The sequence below is a fragment of the Streptomyces durhamensis genome, assembly GCF_000725475.1.
GTDB classification, from domain to species: domain Bacteria; phylum Actinomycetota; class Actinomycetes; order Streptomycetales; family Streptomycetaceae; genus Streptomyces; species Streptomyces filipinensis.
Genome location: NZ_JNXR01000002.1, coordinates 165,375 through 181,981 on the forward strand (window position 1 = coordinate 165,375; position 16,607 = coordinate 181,981).

Annotated in this window: 19 protein-coding genes; 15 read left to right on the plus strand and 4 right to left on the minus strand. The window is 74.5% G+C overall.

Annotated features, from left to right (window positions below; genetic code table 11):
• The first annotated feature begins 116 nt into the window (after nucleotides 1-116).
• Complete coding sequence (locus IO33_RS0102460) at nucleotides 117-938, plus strand: class E sortase (protein WP_031159592.1); 822 nt, start codon at nucleotides 117-119, stop codon at nucleotides 936-938.
• A gap of 22 nt (nucleotides 939-960) precedes the next feature.
• Here IO33_RS0102460 and IO33_RS0102465 read toward each other — a convergent pair whose 3' ends face one another.
• Nucleotides 961-2,355: an MFS transporter gene (locus tag IO33_RS0102465; RefSeq protein WP_031159594.1), complete on the minus strand. Its 1,395-nt coding sequence runs from the start codon at nucleotides 2,353-2,355 to the stop codon at nucleotides 961-963.
• Between the two features lie 146 nt (nucleotides 2,356-2,501).
• Between IO33_RS0102465 and IO33_RS0102470 the strand changes: the two genes are divergently transcribed.
• Nucleotides 2,502-3,029, plus strand: a complete 528-nt coding sequence (locus IO33_RS0102470; RefSeq protein WP_031159596.1) for a winged helix-turn-helix transcriptional regulator — start codon at nucleotides 2,502-2,504, stop codon at nucleotides 3,027-3,029.
• A 31-nt stretch (nucleotides 3,030-3,060) separates the two neighbouring features.
• Here IO33_RS0102470 and IO33_RS0102475 read toward each other — a convergent pair whose 3' ends face one another.
• A complete protein-coding gene (locus IO33_RS0102475) occupies nucleotides 3,061-3,897 on the minus strand; it encodes a serine hydrolase domain-containing protein (protein WP_031159598.1) in 837 nt (278 codons plus the stop codon).
• A 184-nt stretch (nucleotides 3,898-4,081) separates the two neighbouring features.
• Here IO33_RS0102475 and IO33_RS0102480 point away from each other — a divergent pair, with 184 nt between their 5' ends.
• From IO33_RS0102480 to IO33_RS0102490, 3 genes are all read left to right on the plus strand, one after another.
• Nucleotides 4,082-4,435 (plus strand): DUF6412 domain-containing protein, encoded by a 354-nt coding sequence (locus IO33_RS0102480; RefSeq protein ID WP_051926362.1) that lies wholly within the window; start codon nucleotides 4,082-4,084, stop codon nucleotides 4,433-4,435.
• A gap of 86 nt (nucleotides 4,436-4,521) precedes the next feature.
• Nucleotides 4,522-5,247 (plus strand): YidC/Oxa1 family membrane protein insertase, encoded by a 726-nt coding sequence (locus IO33_RS0102485; protein WP_031159602.1) that lies wholly within the window; start codon nucleotides 4,522-4,524, stop codon nucleotides 5,245-5,247.
• 128 nt (nucleotides 5,248-5,375) lie between these two features.
• Nucleotides 5,376-6,233: a fumarylacetoacetate hydrolase family protein gene (locus IO33_RS0102490; protein WP_031159603.1), complete on the plus strand. Its 858-nt coding sequence runs from the start codon at nucleotides 5,376-5,378 to the stop codon at nucleotides 6,231-6,233.
• Nucleotides 6,234-6,338: 105 nt separating this feature from the next.
• On the opposite strand, the gene IO33_RS0102495 is transcribed toward IO33_RS0102490, so the two are convergent.
• Both IO33_RS0102495 and IO33_RS0102500 read right to left on the minus strand, forming a co-directional pair.
• Nucleotides 6,339-6,851 carry a heme-degrading domain-containing protein gene (locus IO33_RS0102495; RefSeq protein WP_031159604.1) on the minus strand — a complete coding sequence of 171 codons (513 nt, stop codon included), beginning with the start codon at nucleotides 6,849-6,851 and terminating at the stop codon, nucleotides 6,339-6,341.
• Nucleotides 6,851-7,918, minus strand: coding sequence for a Gfo/Idh/MocA family protein (locus IO33_RS0102500; RefSeq protein ID WP_031159605.1), 1,068 nt, complete (start codon nucleotides 7,916-7,918; stop codon nucleotides 6,851-6,853). Before IO33_RS0102500 ends, IO33_RS0102495 begins: the two co-directional genes overlap by 1 nt.
• Nucleotides 7,919-7,973: 55 nt before the next feature.
• On the opposite strand from IO33_RS0102500, the gene IO33_RS0102505 reads away from it, so the two are divergent.
• The 10 genes from IO33_RS0102505 (at nucleotide 7,974) to IO33_RS0102550 (ending at nucleotide 16,591) form a co-directional block, all read left to right on the plus strand.
• Nucleotides 7,974-9,179, plus strand: coding sequence for an ROK family transcriptional regulator (locus IO33_RS0102505; protein WP_031159606.1), 1,206 nt, complete (start codon nucleotides 7,974-7,976; stop codon nucleotides 9,177-9,179).
• Nucleotides 9,180-9,442: 263 nt separating this feature from the next.
• On the plus strand, nucleotides 9,443-9,799 hold the full coding sequence (locus IO33_RS0102510) for a hypothetical protein (protein WP_245235661.1): 357 nt from the start codon (nucleotides 9,443-9,445) through the stop codon (nucleotides 9,797-9,799).
• 44 nt (nucleotides 9,800-9,843) lie between these two features.
• Nucleotides 9,844-10,128 (plus strand): hypothetical protein, encoded by a 285-nt coding sequence (locus IO33_RS0102515; protein ID WP_031159611.1) that lies wholly within the window; start codon nucleotides 9,844-9,846, stop codon nucleotides 10,126-10,128.
• Nucleotides 10,129-10,221: 93 nt separating this feature from the next.
• Complete coding sequence (locus tag IO33_RS0102520) at nucleotides 10,222-11,112, plus strand: hypothetical protein (RefSeq protein WP_031159613.1); 891 nt, start codon at nucleotides 10,222-10,224, stop codon at nucleotides 11,110-11,112.
• A gap of 53 nt (nucleotides 11,113-11,165) precedes the next feature.
• The gene (locus tag IO33_RS0102525) at nucleotides 11,166-11,921 is read left to right on the plus strand and encodes a GntR family transcriptional regulator (protein ID WP_031159615.1); all 756 of its coding nucleotides are present in this window, start codon (nucleotides 11,166-11,168) and stop codon (nucleotides 11,919-11,921) included.
• Between the two features lie 153 nt (nucleotides 11,922-12,074).
• Nucleotides 12,075-13,199, plus strand: coding sequence for a TIGR03364 family FAD-dependent oxidoreductase (locus tag IO33_RS0102530; protein WP_037684817.1), 1,125 nt, complete (start codon nucleotides 12,075-12,077; stop codon nucleotides 13,197-13,199).
• An 8-nt stretch (nucleotides 13,200-13,207) separates the two neighbouring features.
• On the plus strand, nucleotides 13,208-13,906 hold the full coding sequence (locus IO33_RS0102535; RefSeq protein ID WP_031159619.1) for an HAD family hydrolase: 699 nt from the start codon (nucleotides 13,208-13,210) through the stop codon (nucleotides 13,904-13,906).
• A 1-nt stretch (nucleotide 13,907) separates the two neighbouring features.
• Nucleotides 13,908-14,969, plus strand: coding sequence for an ABC transporter ATP-binding protein (locus IO33_RS0102540; protein ID WP_031159622.1), 1,062 nt, complete (start codon nucleotides 13,908-13,910; stop codon nucleotides 14,967-14,969).
• Entirely contained in the window at nucleotides 14,959-15,807 is an 849-nt protein-coding gene (locus IO33_RS0102545; RefSeq protein WP_078963251.1) for a 2-aminoethylphosphonate ABC transporter permease subunit, read from the plus strand. Before IO33_RS0102540 ends, IO33_RS0102545 begins: the two co-directional genes overlap by 11 nt.
• Nucleotides 15,794-16,591: an ABC transporter permease gene (locus IO33_RS0102550; RefSeq protein ID WP_031159626.1), complete on the plus strand. Its 798-nt coding sequence runs from the start codon at nucleotides 15,794-15,796 to the stop codon at nucleotides 16,589-16,591. The genes IO33_RS0102545 and IO33_RS0102550 overlap by 14 nt, the downstream gene beginning before the upstream one ends.
• Nucleotides 16,592-16,607: the final 16 nt, after the last annotated feature.

The window sequence follows — 16,607 nt, forward strand, 5'->3', positions numbered from 1 at the left end:
GAAAGCCGGGTGCGGCCCGTTGAGGAAGACCGGACGGTGTCCTGGTCCCTTACGGGTATGGCCAGTTGACGGTGTTGCGCCTATCGTGCGGGCGGCTCCCGTGGAGGTGGGTGCGGATGCCGGCATGGTCGGGCGCGCGGGTGGTACGGCACAGTGATCGGCGCAGGCGTGCCCGGCGCAGACGGGCACTGTGGGGCGGGGGCGAGGTGCTCGTCACCGTCGGGGTGCTGCTCATGCTGCTGGTCGTGCACCAGCTGTGGTGGACCAACCGGGAGGCCAGGCGCGCGGCCGAGCGGCAGGTGGAGGCGCTGGAGCGGGAGTGGGGGAGTGTGCGGGCCGGTACGGCCGGCGGCGGTGGCGGGGCCGCGGCGCCGACCGTGTCCGCCCCGGCCGCCACGCCCGCGCCGGACGCCGGGGCGTCGGACGACGGCTCGGCACCGTCCCGTGCATCGAAGCGGTCGTACGTCCCCGTCGTCCTGCCCCGGCGGTCCCAGGCGTACGCCGTGCTCACCGTCCCGCGGCTGGGTCTGCGCGTCCCCGTCGCCGAGGGGGTGAGCAAGGCCGGCGTCCTCGACAAGGGGTACGTCGGCCACTACCGGGGGACCCAGCAGCCGGGCCGGGTGGGGAACTTCGCGCTCGCCGGGCACCGGAACACCCACGGAGAGCCCTTCCGGTATCTGCCCCGGCTGCGGCGCGGGGACGACATCGAGGTGGAGACGCGGACGGCGACGTACACCTACGACGTCGACCAGATCCTGCCGCGGACCTCGGCGACGGACTCCGGGGTCGTGCGCGCCGTTCCGCGCTCCCTCGTCCGGCCGGCGTACGGGTACGACGAGCCCGGCCACTACATCACCCTGACCACCTGCACCCCGGAGTTCACCTCGCGCTACCGGATGGTGGTGTGGGGGAAGCTGGTGTCCGTGCGGCCCCGGTGAGCCCCGTGAAAGACGCCGGCCCTCACCGCTCCCGCAGCGCCACCACACTCACCGCGCCGACCGCCGCCAGCCCCGCCGACACCAGTAGGGCGGTGTTCGTGCCGGCGGCCAGGGTGCGGGCCGAGGTGGCGAGGGCGATGGTCAGGGCGACTCCGGCGCAGGAGCCGATGTAGCGGAAGGTCTGCTGGGCGCCGGAGCCCATCGCGGCGCGTTCGCGCGGGACCGACTCCACGGCGAGCAGCGGCAGCGCGCCGTTGAGCAGGCCGCTGCCCAATCCGCCGACGATCAGGCCGGGCAGCAGCCGGGTCCAGGAGCCGGAGGCGACGGCGCCGAGCATGGTCAGGACGGCGACGGTGTGCAGGGCGAAGCCGACGGCGAGCTGGACGCGCGGGGCGACACGGCCGGCCAGGTGCTTGACCTGGAGGGCCACCGCGAAGCTCAGCCCGGACCAGAGCAGGAACAGCCAGGCCGTCGCCATCGGGGACAGCCGGAGCGTCTGCTGGAGCAGGGCGGGCAGGAAGCTGAACATGCCGATCACCGCGAGGCCGGTGAACAGACCGCCGGCGGCGGAGGCCAGGAAGCGGGCGTGGCGCAGCAGACCGAGGTCGATCATCGGGGTCTCGGTGCGGTGTTCCACCGCGGCGAAGAGCGCGATCAGGACGGCGGCGGCCGCCAGGAGGAGCTCGACCGGGGCGCGCAGCCAGCCGTCGCGGCCCAGGGTCAGGGCGGCGACCAGGGCCACCAGGGCCAGGCCGAAGGTCAGGGCGCCGCGTATGTCCGGCCGGCCGCCGCGCGGGGCGCGGGACTCGGTCAGCGCGCGGGCGCCGAGCGCGGTGGCCAGGAGGGCGGCGGCGCCCAGGACGCCGTACGCGATCCGCCAGGTCGGCAGCGCGCCCGCGACCAGCGGGCCCGCCGCGATCCCGCCGCTGACGAACGCGCCCCACACGCCGGTCGCGTGCAGCCGGCCGCGCGGCGAGGGGTAGGCCGCCACCAGCAGGCCGAGGCTGCTCGCCAGGATCGCCGCGCTCGCCGCGCCCTGGGCGATGCGGGCGAGGGTGAACTGCCAGGTCGACGTCGTGAGGGCGCCGAGGGCGGTGGTGAGGCCGAGGGCCAGCGTGCCGCCGAGGAAGATCCGGCGGCGGCCGTAGTCGTCGGCGAGGCTGCCGGCCACCAGCAGCAGGGCGGCCAGGCCGAGCGGGGTGCCGTTGAGCAGCCAGGCCTGGGCGGAGAGCGGGGTGTGCAGGGCGGCCGCGGTGTCCGGCAGCGTGACCATCGGGGCCGTGTAGGTCATCAGCGCCACGGCGGTGGCCGCGCTGGTCAGGGCGAGGGTGGCCCGGGGGCGTGCGGGGGTGTCCCGGGCGGGTTCGCCGCCGGTGGCGGTGGCCGCGGGGGTGGTGGCGGAGTCGAGCCCGGTCATGGCGTGGTCCTGTCCTTCCGGGGGCTGCGGCGACGTACGTCGGACCGCTTCTAGGTTCGTTCATTGAACTGACCTGACTCCACCACCGTAGCACCATAGGTTCGGTCACCGAACCAAGGTGTCGGAAAGTGGCTACAGTGGACGGCATGGCACTGGGCAAGGACTACGCGACACAGGAGTGCTCGATCGCCCGCGCGCTCGAGGTCGTCGGCGAACGCTGGACGCTGCTCGTCGTCCGGGACGCGCTGTACGGGGTGCGGCGCTACAACGACTTCCTGGTCCACCTCGGCATCCCGCGCGCCGTCCTGGCCGCCCGCCTGCAGGCCCTGACCGCCGAGGGCATCCTCGAAAAGCGCCGCTACCAGCAGTCGCCGCCGCGCGACGAGTACGTCCTCACCGAGCGCGGCATCGCCCTGTGGCCCACCCTGCGCGCCCTCGGCCTGTGGGGGCGCCGGCACTTCGGCGAGACCCAGCTGCGGTACTTCCGGCACGCGGCCTGCGGCACCGAACTCGGCCCGTACGGCGAATGCGCGGTGTGCGGAACCGTCGTACCGGTCGAGGACGTGCTCATGGAGCCCGGTCCGGGTCTCGACCCGCAGCCGGCGGATCCGGTCAGCCGGGCGCTGCTGAAGCCGAAGCGGCTGCTGGAGCCGCTGGAGACGGACCCCGCCTGACCGCGCGGGCCCTCAAGCGGTGCCGGACCGCTCAGGAGGCCTGTGAGCCGCTGTTCCCGAGCAGTTCGACGGCCATCCGGTCGGTCCGGACCGACCGGCCGCCCAGCCGGTGGACCACCACCCACCGGCCGTCCTCCGTGGCCCCGGCGAAGAGGGAGGCGTGACGGGTCGCGCCGTTGTGCCAGCGCAGCCGGCCGGTCGTCACCCAGGAGGGGGCGGGATCCCCCAGCCGGCGCTCGACCGCCAGCCGGACCAGCAGATCGGCGACCGCGCGCGGGGTGGCCCACAGGCCGCCCGCCGGGAGGATCGCCCCGTCCATGGTCCAGGGCCGGCGCTCCCCGCCGAACAGCCCGGGCGCCAGGAGGCGCCGGGCGGGGTCGGGCCGGACGCTCACCTCCTCGACCTCCAGCGGCCGCAGGACGTGCTCGGCGAGCAGTTCCTCGTACGCCGTACCGGCCGCGCTCACCAGGGCCGCGCCCAGGACGGCGTACCCGAGGTTGGAGTACTCCTCCCGCTGTCCCGGCGGCCGGAGGGCGACCTTGTCCAGCCGGCCGAGCAGCCGGTGCAGGGCGGCTTCGTCGAACGGGGCGTACGGGTCGAGGAACCGGGTGCCGGGCGGGAGGCGCGGCAGCCCGGAGGTGTGCTCGGCCAGGTGCCGCAGTGTGATCCCGGTGCCGGGAGCGGCGGGGAGCAGGCGCTCGACCGGGGCGTCGACGTCGAGCAGGCCCGCGGCGGCCATGCGCGTCATCGCCGTACCCGTGAGCACCTTGGTGAAGGAGCCGATCTCGACGAACCGGTCCACCGCGTGACCGTCCGCGGCCCGTGCGGGAGACGCGCTGCTCAGGACGCAGGTGGGGGTGCGAGGCACGTGCGGGCCCTTCGGGGTGTGGCGGGCGGTGTCATCGGGCCGGTGGGCCACGCCCATTGTCCGTCAGGGGCGCGGCGAGGGGAGCGCCTTTCGGTCATCACCGGCCGCTGTACGCGCTGTTCCCGCCGTTCAGGTATAAAAGGCGGAGAAACGTCGGCAGTTGGGACCACGGGGAGGGGGCCGGGTGATCCGCACACCGGAGCGGTCGCGTGCGCTCGCCTCGCTGCTGCTTCTGCTGCTGCCCGTCCTGCTGCTCGACACCGGCAGTCTCTCCGCGACCGTGGCCCTCGCCGCCACCGCCGCCGCCGGTTCCGCGCTCGCCCTCTGCTCCCTCCTCACCGCCCGCTCGGCGCCCGCCGTCCCGCCCACCCGGGTACGCACGGCCATCCGCGACCGGGCCCGGCGCACGGCCTTCCTGCCGCAACGCGATCCCGACGCGCCCGGCCGGCGCCGGCCCAGGGCACCCGGACAGGCCCTTCCGGCGACCGCCGCGCAGGGCACCTCTCACCAGGGCACGCCTCACTCGTCCCGTACGTGACCCCGCGCGGGTCGTCATGCCGTTCTGCTCGCTTCCGGAGCATTCCGGAACTTTCCGGCACGACGAGACCCCCGGAGGGCTCACCCATGTCCGTCTTCTCTGTTTTCGCCCGCCTGGTCGGGCAGCTCGCCGACCTGCTCCAGCCGCTCTTCCACGCCTCCGCGGCCGCCGCCGCGATCGTCCTGTTCACCGCGCTGGTACGACTCCTCGTCCACCCCCTGTCCCGCGCCGCCGCCCGTGGCCAGCGCGCCCGCGCCGCGCTCCAGCCGGCGATCGCCGAGCTGCGCGAGAAGCACGCCGAGGACCCGCAGCGGCTGCAGCGGGCCGTGCTCGAACTGCACGCGGAGGAACGGGTCTCGCCGCTCTCCGGCTGTCTGCCCAGCCTGCTGCAGCTGCCCGCCTTCTTCCTGCTCTACCACCTGTTCTCCAGCTCCACGATCGGCGGCGAGGGCAACGGCCTGCTCAGCCACCAGCTGCTCGCCGCGCCGCTCGGCGGGCGGTGGGCCGACGCGCTCGGCGGGGGCGGGGTGTTCGGCCCGGCCGGGCTGGTCTATCTCGGGCTCTTCGCGGTCGTCGCGGTCATTGCCACCTTCAACTTCCTGCGGACCAAGCGGATGACGGCGGCCGGCTCCGGCGCCGTGGCCGCCGGGGGCGGTGAGCAGATACCGGGGCTCGGCGCGGTCGGCAAGGTCATGCCGTTCATGTCCTTCTTCACCCTCGTCACCGTGGCGGTCGTACCGCTCGCCGCCGCGCTGTACGTCGTCACCAGCACGGCCTGGAGCGCGGTGGAGCGGGCCGCGCTGTACCGGTAGAGGCGTGCGGTTACGGTCCAGTACCTGAACAGGGTCTTGCGGAGTGGACGGTCCGCTTGGAGGATCGACCAGTCCTCCGATGGCTGCACCCGTCGGTCGGGCGCCCGCGATCGAGGGAGATGGTGACCATGAAGCTGCTGCGCGTCGGTACGGCAGGGGCGGAGCGGCCTGCGCTGCTCGACGCCGAGGGGACCCTGCGGGACCTGTCGGGCATCGTGGACGACATCGACGGCACGCTGCTCGCCGACGAGGCCGCCCTCGGCCGGGTGCGGGCGGCGGCCGAGGCCGGCGAGCTGCCCGCGCTGGACGCGACGGGCCTCAGGGTCGGGCCGCCGCTCGCCCGGATCGGGAAGGTCGTGTGCATCGGGCTCAACTACCACGACCACGCCCGCGAGACCGGTGCCGAGCCGCCCGCCGAGCCGGTGGTCTTCTTCAAGGCGCCGGACACGGTGGTCGGGCCCCACGACACGGTTCTCGTCCCCAGGGGATCGGCCAAGACCGACTGGGAGGTGGAGCTGGCGGTCGTCATCGGGCGCACCGCCCGCTACCTGGGGTCCGCCGAGGAGGGGCTCGCGCACGTCGCGGGGTACGCGGTGGCGCACGACGTGTCCGAGCGGGAGTTCCAGATCGAGCGCGGGGGGACCTGGGACAAGGGCAAGAACTGCGAGACGTTCAATCCGCTGGGCCCGTGGCTGGTGACGGCGGACGAGGTGCCCGATCCGCAGGCGCTGTCGCTGAAGCTGTGGGTCAACGGGGAGCTGAAGCAGGACGGCACGACGGCCGAGCAGATCTTTCCCGTGGGGGAGGTCGTGCGGTACGTCAGCCAGTTCATGACGCTGTACCCCGGGGACGTCGTCAACACGGGGACGCCGGCGGGGGTGGCCATGGGGCAGCCCGAACCCAAGCCGTACCTGAGGGCCGGAGACGTGGTCGAGCTGGAGATCGCCGGGCTCGGCCGTCAGCGGCAGGAGCTCAAGGACGCCTGAGGCCGGGGCCGCGCGGGCCGGGCGGGCCGGGCGGGCCGGGCGGCCTAAGGGCCTTCGGGGCCGGGGGCGGCCGGCACCTGGCAGCCCCCGGCCGTCCCGGCCGCGTCACACCTCCAGGAACCGCTCCAGCGCCTCCACGACCAGCCTGTGGTCCTGCAGCTGGGGCAGGCCGGACACCGTGACCGCGCCGATCACGCCCACGTCCTCGACGGTGATCGGGAACGAGCCGCCGTGCGCCGCATGGGTGCCGGGGTCCAGGCGCGAGGAGTCCTCGAACGTCGTGCCCTTGGCGCGGAAGCGGGCGCCGACCAGGTAGGAGGAGGCGCCGTAGCGCTCCACCACGCGGCGCTTGCGGGCGATCCAGGCGTCGTTGTCCGGGGTGGAGCCCGGCAGGGCCGCGTGGAAGAGCTGCTGCCCGGCGCGGTGGATGTCGACGGCGACCGGGGCCCGGCGCTCCCGGGCCAGCCCGACCAGGAGCGAGCCGAGGGCCCAGGCGTCGTCGTGGGTGAACCGCCGGAAGACCAGGCGGCGTTCCTGGGCCTCCAGTTCCTCGACGGACGGGGGCGGTTCGGGGGTGGTCCCGGGCGTGGTCCGCGCAGGGTGCTGCTGGTGCTGCATCAGAGGGTCACCGTCACCTTGTCCCGTGCGGACCTGCGGGCCGCTTCCAGCACGTCCAGGGCGGCGGCCGCCTCCAGCGCGGTCACCGGGTTGGGGCCGGTACCGGTCAGGGCGCGCGCGACGGCCGCGTAGTAGGCGGGGTAGTCGCCGGGCAGGGTCGGTACGGGGGTGCCGCCGCCGGTCGCCGGTGAGGTGCCGGCGCCGATACGGCCGTGCAGGGCCTCGTCCTCCGCGCCCCACCCGGGACCCGGGCGCAGGCCCTCGCGCAGCGCCGCCTCCTGCGGGTCGAGGCCGTACTTCACATAGCCGGCGCGGGAGCCCAGGACGCGGAAGCGGGGGCCCGACTGGGCGGTCGTCGCGGAGACGTAGAGGTGGGAGCGGACGCCGTTCGCGTGGGTGAGCGCGAGGAAGGTGTCGTCGTCGGTCTCGGTACCGGGGCGGCGGACGTCGGTCTCGGCGTAGACCTCGGTGACCGGGCCGAAGAGGACCAGGGCCTGGTCGACGACATGGCTGCCGAGGTCGTAGAGCAGACCTCCGATCTCTGCGGGATCGCCGGACTCGCGCCAGCCGCCCTTCGGTTGCGGGCGCCAGCGCTCGAAGCGGGACTCGAAGCGCCATACGTCGCCCAGTTCGCCCTGGGAGACCAGCCGGCGGACGGTCAGGAAGTCGTTGTCCCAGCGGCGGTTCTGGAAGACGGACAGGAGCAGGCCGCGCTCCTCGGCGAGGGCGGCGAGGCCGCGGGCCTCGGCCGCCGTGCCGGCGAGCGGCTTGTCGACGACGACCGGCAGACCCGCCTTCAGGGCGGCGGAGGCCAGCGGGACGTGCGTCCTGTTCGGGGAGGCGACGACGACCAGGTCCAGCCGGTCCGCGCGGTCGAACAGCTCCTCGGGCGTGGCGAGGGCCGTCACGTCCGGGAACTCGGCACGGGCCTGCTCCTGCCGCTCGGGGCGGGAGGTGACCACGGTGTCCAGGCGGAGGCCCTCGGTGGCGGCGATCAGCGGGGCGTGGAAGACGGAGCCGGCGAGGCCGTAGCCGATCAGGCCGACGCGGAGGGGGGTAGCTGTCATGCGTCCACTTTCGCAACGCTGTTGCCAAAGTGCAAGTGGCGGGGACAATGGGGGCGTGAACAGGACGAGGCCGGGGACCGGCACGGGGAGCGGGGCCGGGAGCGGCGGGGCGGCGGGGGCGAACCTCGGCGCCGTACGCAGCCACAACACCGCGTTGGTGCTGGGGCTGCTGCGGGAAGCGGGAGCGGAGGGCGTCAGCCGGCTGGAACTGGCCGAGCGGACCGGGCTGACCCCGCAGGCCGTCAGCAAGATCACCGCGCGGCTGCGGGAGGCGGGGCTCGCCGCGGAGGCCGGGCGGCGGGCGTCGACGGGCGGCAAGCCGCGGACCGTGCTGCGGCTCGTGCCGGAGGCGGGGCACGCGGTGGGCGTGCACCTGGACCGGGACGAGCTGCGGGTGGTGCTGGCCGACCTGGACGGGGCCGTGGTGGGGGAGCGGCGGACCGGGCTGGATCTGGGGGCCGGGGCGGAGACCGTGCTCGGGATGGTCGCCGGTGTGGTGGAAGGAGTCGTCCGCGACGGCCTGGGGCTCGGCGTCGGCGGCGTCGGCGGCTTGGGCGGCTTGGGCGGCTTCGGCGAGGAGGGGCGCGCCGGGGGCGGGACGCTGCTCGGGGTGGGGGTGGCGCTGCCGGGGCCGCTCGACCACGCGCGGGGTGTGCTGCACCGGGTCACCGGGTTTCCCGAGTGGGACGGCTTTCCGCTGCGGGAGGCGCTCGGGGAGCGGCTCGGGGTGCCGGTGGTGGTGGACAAGGACACCAACGCCGCGGCGCTCGGGCTGTCGGTGGGCGGTGAGGGCGGTTCCTTCGCGTATCTGCATCTCGGTACCGGGCTCGGCGCCGGGCTGGTGATCGGTGGGCGCGTGCACCGGGGGGCACGGACCGGGGCGGGGGAGTTCGGACACCAGGTGATCCAGCTGGACGGACCGCTGTGCGGGTGCGGGAACCGAGGGTGCGTGGAGGTGCTGTGCCTGACGGCGGTGGGCCGGGGGGAGCCCGGGGAGGCGGCGCGGGTCCTGGGGGTGGGGGCGGCGAATCTGGTCGGGTTGCTGGACATCGACCTGGTGCTGCTCGGGGGGCGGACGGTCGCGGGGGCGCCGGAGGTGTTCGCCGCGGGCGTGCGGGAGGTCCTTGAGGCCCGGTCCCGCAGGGAGGGCGTGCTCGGGGGGACGGTGCCGGTCCGGGTGGCCGCGGGCGGGGAACGGGTGGTCGCCGAGGGTGCGGCGCAGTTGCTGCTGGGGCCGTTGTTCGGGCGGGGCGACGGCTGAGACAGCGGGGGCGGGCCGGTGGCACCGTGGCTTCCTGGCGGCGGACGGTCGCGGGGGCGCCGGAGGTGTTCGCCGCGGGCTGCTGAGACCGCCGGGGCGGGCCGGCGGCATCGTGCTTCCTGGGGCGCGTGCGACCAGCCACGACGCACCGGCACCACGTGCACCGCCTGCCCCCGACGGAACTCCCCGCGCACCTGTTCCTCGCATCCCGGGTACTCGGTGCGCCCAGGGCCCGGCCCGGGCTCCCCGCAAGGAGGTACCCCGTGCGCTCGACCAGGATGAGAACGGCCGTCGGTCTGCTGGGAGCCGCCGCGTTCTGCCTCGCGGTGCCCGCCCAGCCGTCCGCGGACACCGGCGCGCCCCCGGGATCCACCCCCTACTGCGGTACGGACCGGGCCACCGGGCTCGGGGTGTCCGCCGGCGGGAGCGTGTCCTGCGCCGCCGCGCTGCAGGTCGCGGCCGCCTACACCGAGGTCTGGCACGGCACGGCCGGCGCCCCCGTCCAGGTGCGCGCGGCCGGAGCCGTATGGAGGTGCCGGGAACGCCAGGGCGACCCCGACCCGTACCAGCAGTGCGCCGACACCCGGGACGCCACCCGGCTGGTCACACTGACGTCCTGACCGCGGCCCCGCCCGGCCCCACTCCCTCGCCCCGGAGGTTCCTCATGGTGTCCGAACGCCTGCCGGCGCTCGCCGCCGGTGCCGTGCTGCTCCTCGCGTTCTCCCCGGCGGCCCGTGCCGCCTCCGCGGGCGGCACGGACAGCGCCTGCGACAGGGCCGTCGCGGCCGCCGACAGGGCCGAACACGACTACGAAGCACTGAAGAAGGGCATCGAGCGCCAGATCGCCGACGGAGGGCATCCGGGCGCGGCCGAGCTGCAGGCACTCCAGGACGCCGGTGCCCAGCGGGTCTCGACGGCCTCCCAGGCCCGGCGTGTCTGCGGGACCTGACGTCCCGGCGGGCGGAACTGCGCTGATCGGGCGGAGTTCCGGCCCGTCCCGGGGTGGCGTGCGCGGCCCCCGCCCGCGACCCGGCATGGTCATGTGTTCATGCGACTGTGCACGCCCCTGTCCCTCTGCCTTGCCGCAGCCGCCGCCGTGGTCGTCCCCGTGTCGTCGCCGGCACCCGCGTTCGCCGACACGCCCCCGGCCTGCGTCGGCGCCGACGCGCGCTCCTTCCCGCTGACCACCCGGATCCGCGGCGGCCCGGGCTCCTACGAGGCGGGCGGCGGATACGGCACCTGGTACATCGACCTCACCAACACCACCCGACGGGCCTGCGCCGGCGTCCACCCGGTGATCGTCCTCGTCGACGACCAGCGCGTCCTGCGGCCCGACCAGCCGGACCTGCAGTTCTACGACGGTGCCCGGGCCCGGCCGGTGACGTTCGAGAGCACCGACGAGAAGGAGCTGGTCGGCGTGCTCGACGGCGCGGGGTTCGACGGGTTCGCCGTACCGGCCGGCGCGACCGTCAGCGTCCGGGTCAGACTCGCGCTGCGCTCCGACGTGGCGATCGACCGGATCACCGCCACCGCCGCCGTCGTCCAGCGCCGGGGTGACGACGGTGACTGGGTCGGGGAGTCCAACGCGTACCGGTTCGGCGTCGGCGAGGACGGCGGGGACGCGACGCAGGACCCGACGCAGGAAGCGACGCCGGGCCCGACGCGGGAAGCGACGCCGGACCCGGACGGCACGCAGGAGGGCGGCGTGGACCCCGGCGTCTCCGGCAGCCCCCGGGCCACACCCGTGGCCGCGACCCCCGCCGCCACGCCCGACCCCTCCCTGTCGTTCGCCCAGCAGCCGGTGGAGGCCGGGGCGTGGGCCCGGGAGCTGGCACGTACGGGACCCGGCCGGGCCGGCGGGCTGCTCGCGGGCGCCGCCGTGCTCGTCGCCGCCGGCGCGGGGGCGCTGCTGCTGGCCCGCGGACGCCGCTGACCTGTCCGGGGCCCCGTCGGGCGGGGCCCGTCCCGTCTGCGACGATCCCTCTCGTGGACTACCCGAACGACCAGGCTCCCGGCGCCCCCGTCCGCTCCGGCATTCCCGAGCACGGGCGCATCCCCAAGTACTACGCGGTGAAGGCGCGCATCGCCGCCCTGCTGGAGGAACTCGGTCAGGACAGCGTCATCCCCACCGAGCGGGACCTCGCCGAGCGGTACGACGTCGCCCGGGAGACCGTGCGGCAGGCCGTGCGGGAGCTGGTGCTGGAGGGCCGGCTGAAACGGCGCGGCCGGGGGACCGTCGTCGCCGGGCCCAAGCTCGCCCAGCCGCTGTCCCTCGCCAGCTACACCGAGGGGGTGCGCCGGCAGGGCCGTACGCCCGGACGGACCCTCGTCACCCTGGACCGCTTCCCCTGCCCGGACGCCCTCGCCGCCGAGACCGGGCTCACCCGGGGCGAGCCCGTCTGGCACCTGGAGCGCGTGCTGCTCGCCGACGAGGAGCGGGTCGGCCTGGAGAGCACGTACGTCGCCGTCGCGCGGGTGCCACGGCTGGACGGCGACTTCGACCCCGACTCCTCCTTCTACGGCTACCTCACCACCCAGGGCATCTCCTTCGGCGACGCCGACGAGCGGATCGAGACCGTGCTGGCCACGCCCCGCGAAGCCCTGCTCATCGGCACCCCGCCCGCCCTGCCCATGCTGCTGATCCACCGGATCTCCCGGGACACCGAGGGGCGGCCCCTGGAGCGCGTGCGGTCGCTGTACCGGGGCGACCGGTTCTCCTTCACCACGCATCTCAAAGGCTGACACCACGCAGCTCAAAGGCTGAAAAGCACCCTGCCGACGGGCGCCGTAGTATCACGAAAAGATAACGGGTCTAGCCCAAACGTGATGGGTCGTTCACGCTCTCGTTGTCAGCCGGACCCTTCCGGTTACCCGATCGCGAGGAGCGTTGCAGCCGTGAGAGTGACAGTCGTCGGAGCCGGCGTGGTGGGCACCATGCATGCCTGGCACGCCGTGGAGCGCGGCCATCAGGTCGTCCAGATCGAGCGCGAGACCGAGGCGCGCGGCGCCTCGCTGCGCAACTTCGGGCAGATCTGGGTCAGTGGCCGCGCCGGTGGAGAAGAGCTGGAGACCGCGCTGCGGGCGCGAGAGCTGTGGGAGGGGATCGGGGGCCGCGTCCCGGCGCTGGGCTTCCGGGCCAACGGGTCCCTGACCCCCGTCCGGGGCCCCCTCGAACGCGCCGTCGCCGAGGCCGCCGCGGCCCGCCCGGACGCCGCCGCCCGCGGCTACAAGCTCCTGACCCCGGGCGAGGCCCGCGCCCTCAACCCGGCCCTGCGCGGCGACTTCACCGCCGCCCTGTACTGCGAGCGGGACGCAGCCGTGGAGCCGCGCACCGCCCAGCTGGCCCTGCGGGAAGAACTGCTGAAGTCCCCGAACTACACCTTCCTGCCGGGCCGGGAGGTGCGCGAGGTGGTCGGCGCCGGCACCGTCCGGGACGACCACGGGGTCGTGCACCGGGCCGACGCCGTCGTGCTGTGCACCGGCGCCTGGCTCGGCGGACTCGTGCGCGAACTGGCCGGACCCGAGCTGCCCGTGCGCCGCGTCCGCCTGCAGATGATGCAGACCGACCCGCTGGGCGAACCGCTGACCACCTCGGTCGCCGACGCCGACAGCTTCCGCTACTACCCGGCCTACGCCTCCCCGGCGCTGGACGAACTCAACGCCCGGCAGCCGCAGCCGGAGATCCCCGCCACGCACCGGATGCAGCTGCTCATGGTGCAGCGCGCCGACGGAGGCCTGACCATCGGCGACACCCACGAGTACGAACACCCCTTCGCCTTCGACACCGTCGAGGAGCCCTACGAGCACCTCACCGCTGTCGTCGAGTCCCTCCTCGGCCGGCCGCTGCCACGCATCCGCCGCCGCTGGGCGGGCGTGTACGCACAGTGCACCGACCCCGGCCGGGTGGTGCACCGCCAGCGGGTGAGTGAGGGAGTGTGGCTGGTCACCGGGCCCGGTGGGCGCGGTATGACCTGCTCCCCCGCGATAGCCGAGACCACCGCGAACGAACTGGGCTGGTGACCGATCCCATGACCGCACAGACCACCGACATCCGTCTGGTCGTCCTCGACATGGCGGGCACGACCGTCGCCGACGGCGGCCTCGTCGAGCGCGCCTTCGAGGCCGCCGCCACCGAACTGGACGTCGAACCCGGCTCGGCCCGGCACGCCGAACACCTCGCCTACGTCCGCGCCACCATGGGCGAGTCCAAGATCTCCGTCTTCCGCCATCTGTTCGGCGACGAGGAGAGCGCCCGGCGCGCCAACACCGCCTTCGAGAAGGCGTACGGCGAACTCGTCCAGGGCGGACTGATCGCCCCCGTGCCGGGCGCCCGCGAGGCCATCGAGGAGCTGGCCGACGGCGGTCGTACCGTCGTCCTGACCACCGGATTCGCCCGCGTCACCCAGGATGCCGTCCTCGACGCCCTCGGCTGGCGGGGCCTCGTCCCGCTCACCCTGTGCCCGGCCGACGCGGGTGGGCGCGGACGGCCCTACCCGGACATGGTCCTGGAGGCCTTCGTGCGCACCAAGGCCGCTGAGGCCGTCACGCAGGTCGCCGTCGTCGGGGACACCTCCTACGACGTGCTCAGCGGCGTACGGGCGGGGGCCGGCCTGGTCGCCGGGGTACGCACCGGGGCCCACGGGGACGAGGAGTTCCGCGCCGCCGGCGCCACCCACGTCCTCGACTCCGTCGCCGGCCTGCCCGCCCTCCTTTCGGGAGCCCGGTGAGATGAGCATCCGCTTCGACTCCGTCACCGTCGCCTACGACGGCAACGTCGACAGCCTCGCCCTCGACGCGCTCGACCTGACCGTCGAGCCCGGTGAGGTCATGGCGCTGCTCGGGCCGTCCGGCTCCGGCAAGACCACCGCGCTGCGGGCGGTCGCCGGGTTCGTACGGCCCGTGTCCGGGCGGGTGCTCCTCGGCGGCCGGGATGTGACGGACCTGCCGCCGTACCGGCGTGGCATCGGGATGGTCGTCCAGCAGTACGCGCTCTTCCCGCACCTGCGCGTCGACGAGAACGTGGCCTTCGGGCTGCGCGCCCGCAGGACGCCCAGGGGCGAGATACGGCAGCGGGTCGGCGAGGCGCTGGAGATGACCGGCATGGCCGCCTACGCCCGCCGGCACCCGCGTGAGCTGTCCGGCGGGCAGCAGCAGCGGGTCGCCATCGCCCGCGCGCTGGCCATCCGGCCCCGCGTGCTGCTCCTGGACGAGCCGCTGTCCGCGCTGGACACCCAGCTGCGGTCCGGGATGCTGGCCGAACTGGCCCGGCTGCACCGGGAGCTGCCGGACGTGTCGATGCTGTACGTCACCCACGACCAGGTCGAGGCGCTCACCCTGGCCGACCGGATCGCGGTCATGGACAAGGCGCGGCTGCGGGCGTGCGGGACGCCGAGGGAGCTGTACCGGGCGCCCACCGACGCGTTCACGGCGTCGTTCGTGGGCGGGGCGAATCTGCTGCCGGTGACGGTGGGTTCCGGGGGCGTGTCCTTCGCCGGTGCCGAGCTGAAGGTCGAGACCGGGGACGTCGTCGCGGGGGCGCGGGCCACGCTGTGCGTGCGGCCGCATCTGGTGGGGCTGGGGGCCGGGCCCAACCAACTCGTGGGTGTCGTACGGGAGATCCAGTGGCGGGGGGCCACACACCGGCTGTACGTCGAGGTCGACGGGCACGCTGTCATGGCCGACCTCCGTGAGCTGAGGGACCCGCCCCTGCACGGGGAGTCCGTGAGTCTGCACTTCGCCGCGGAGGACGCGGTGCTGCTGCCCGCGGGGGTGGCCGGCGATGGCAGGTGACCCGGTACTGCGGGCCGTGCCCACCCGTTCCGCCCCGCGGACCGACCGCCCACGGCGGTGGAGCCCACAGCTGTGGGCCGCTCCCCCGGCAGCCGCACTCGCCCTCTTCTTCCTCTACCCCCTCGCCCTCGTCGTCCGGCAGTCCTTCCAGCCGGACAGCAAAGGCACCTCGCTCCGGCCCTACGCCGATGTGTTCGCCTCCCAGGCGTTCCGGCACGCGCTGTGGACCACCGTCTGGCTGGCCGTCGCGTCCACGGCCGGGTGCCTGGTGCTCGGCTTCCTGCTGGCGCTGGTCATCTCCTTCGTGCCCTTCCCGGGGGCGAAGGGGGTGGCGCGGTTCATCGATGTGTACCTGTCCTTCCCGTCCTTCCTGATCACGCTGGCGCTGCTGTTCATCTACGGCACGACCGGCATCATCGGCTCCTTCCAGTTCCTGACCACGCCCTGGGGGGTGCTGCTGGCGGAGGTCACCTACTTCACGCCGTTCGTGATGCGCCCGCTGCTCGCCGCCTTCTCGCAGCTGGACACCGCGCAGCTGGAGGCGGCCAGTTCGCTGGGGGCGCGGGCGCCGCGGATCGTGCGCCGGGTGATCCTGCCCGAGGCGCTGCCCGCGCTCGCGGCCGGCGGGAGCCTCGTCCTCGTGCTCTGCCTCAACGAGTTCGGGATCGTCCTGTTCACCGGAGCGAAAGGGGTCACCACCCTGCCGATGCTCGTCTACAGCAAGGCGATCCTGGAGTCCGACTACCCGGGCGCGTGCGTGGTCGCCGTCGTCAACGTCCTGCTCTCCGTGGGGCTGTACGGCCTCTACCGGGTGGTGAGCCGTCGTGCTGGTGCATAGTCGCGGGGCCAGGTGGGCCGTGTGGGCGGTGTTCCTCGTCCTGTTCCTGCCGCTGTTCGCGCTTCCGCTCCTCGTCGTCCTCGGCGCCTCCTTCGCCACCCACTGGTCCGGCGTCCTGCCCGCCGGGCTGACCACCGCCAACTACCGGGCGGCGACCCGGGGCGACGCCCTGCAGGCCCTCACCACCAGCCTGCTCACCGCCACCGGCGCCAGCCTGCTCGCGCTGGTCGTCGGGACCTGGGCCGCGCTGGCCGGGGCGGCCCTGAACCGGCGGTACCGGCGGCTCATGGACGCGCTGTTCGTGCTGCCGGTCGCCGTGCCGTCGGTCGTGGTCGGACTGTCGGTCCTGGTCGCCTTCTCCCAGCCGCCGATGCTGCTCAACGGCACCCGGTGGATCGTGATCCTCGCGCACACCGTGCTGGTCACCGCCTTCGCCCACCAGTCCGTGTCCGCGGCGATCGCCCGCCTCGACCCGGCCTGCGAACAGGCCGCCGCCTCCCTCGGCGCCCGGCCCTCCTACGTGCTGCTGCGGGTACGGCTGCCCCTGCTGCTGCCCTCGCTGACCGCCGCGGCCGGCCTCTGCTTCGCCCTGTCCATGGGCGAACTGAGCGCCACGATGATGCTCTACCCGCCCGACTGGACCCCGCTGCCCGTCCTGATCTACGCGGCCACCGACCGCGGCGCCCTGTTCACCGGCTCCGCCGTCGCCGTCGTCCTGATGGCGGGGACCCTGCTCGTCCTGTTCGCCGTCTCCCGGGTCCGCACCCGGGCCTCCTACCGCTGATCCCTTCCCCCTCCCC

Excerpts from the sequence above, each read along its gene's own strand:
- IO33_RS0102465 (WP_031159594.1), bottom strand. The coding sequence starts at position 2,355 with ATGACCGGGCTCGACTCCGCCACCACCCCCGCGGCCACCGCCACCGGC.
- IO33_RS0102500 (WP_031159605.1), bottom strand. The coding sequence starts at position 7,918 with ATGACAGCTACCCCCCTCCGCGTCGGCCTGATCGGCTACGGCCTCGCC.
- IO33_RS0102490 (WP_031159603.1), top strand. The coding sequence starts at position 5,376 with ATGAAGCTGCTGCGCGTCGGTACGGCAGGGGCGGAGCGGCCTGCGCTG.
- IO33_RS0102460 (WP_031159592.1), top strand. The coding sequence starts at position 117 with ATGCCGGCATGGTCGGGCGCGCGGGTGGTACGGCACAGTGATCGGCGC.
- IO33_RS0102535 (WP_031159619.1), top strand. The coding sequence starts at position 13,208 with ATGACCGCACAGACCACCGACATCCGTCTGGTCGTCCTCGACATGGCG.
- IO33_RS0102545 (WP_078963251.1), top strand. The coding sequence starts at position 14,959 with ATGGCAGGTGACCCGGTACTGCGGGCCGTGCCCACCCGTTCCGCCCCG.
- IO33_RS0102485 (WP_031159602.1), top strand. The coding sequence starts at position 4,522 with ATGTCCGTCTTCTCTGTTTTCGCCCGCCTGGTCGGGCAGCTCGCCGAC.
- IO33_RS0102470 (WP_031159596.1), top strand. The coding sequence starts at position 2,502 with ATGGCACTGGGCAAGGACTACGCGACACAGGAGTGCTCGATCGCCCGC.
- IO33_RS0102495 (WP_031159604.1), bottom strand. The coding sequence starts at position 6,851 with ATGCAGCACCAGCAGCACCCTGCGCGGACCACGCCCGGGACCACCCCC.
- IO33_RS0102515 (WP_031159611.1), top strand. The coding sequence starts at position 9,844 with ATGGTGTCCGAACGCCTGCCGGCGCTCGCCGCCGGTGCCGTGCTGCTC.
- IO33_RS0102540 (WP_031159622.1), top strand. The coding sequence starts at position 13,908 with ATGAGCATCCGCTTCGACTCCGTCACCGTCGCCTACGACGGCAACGTC.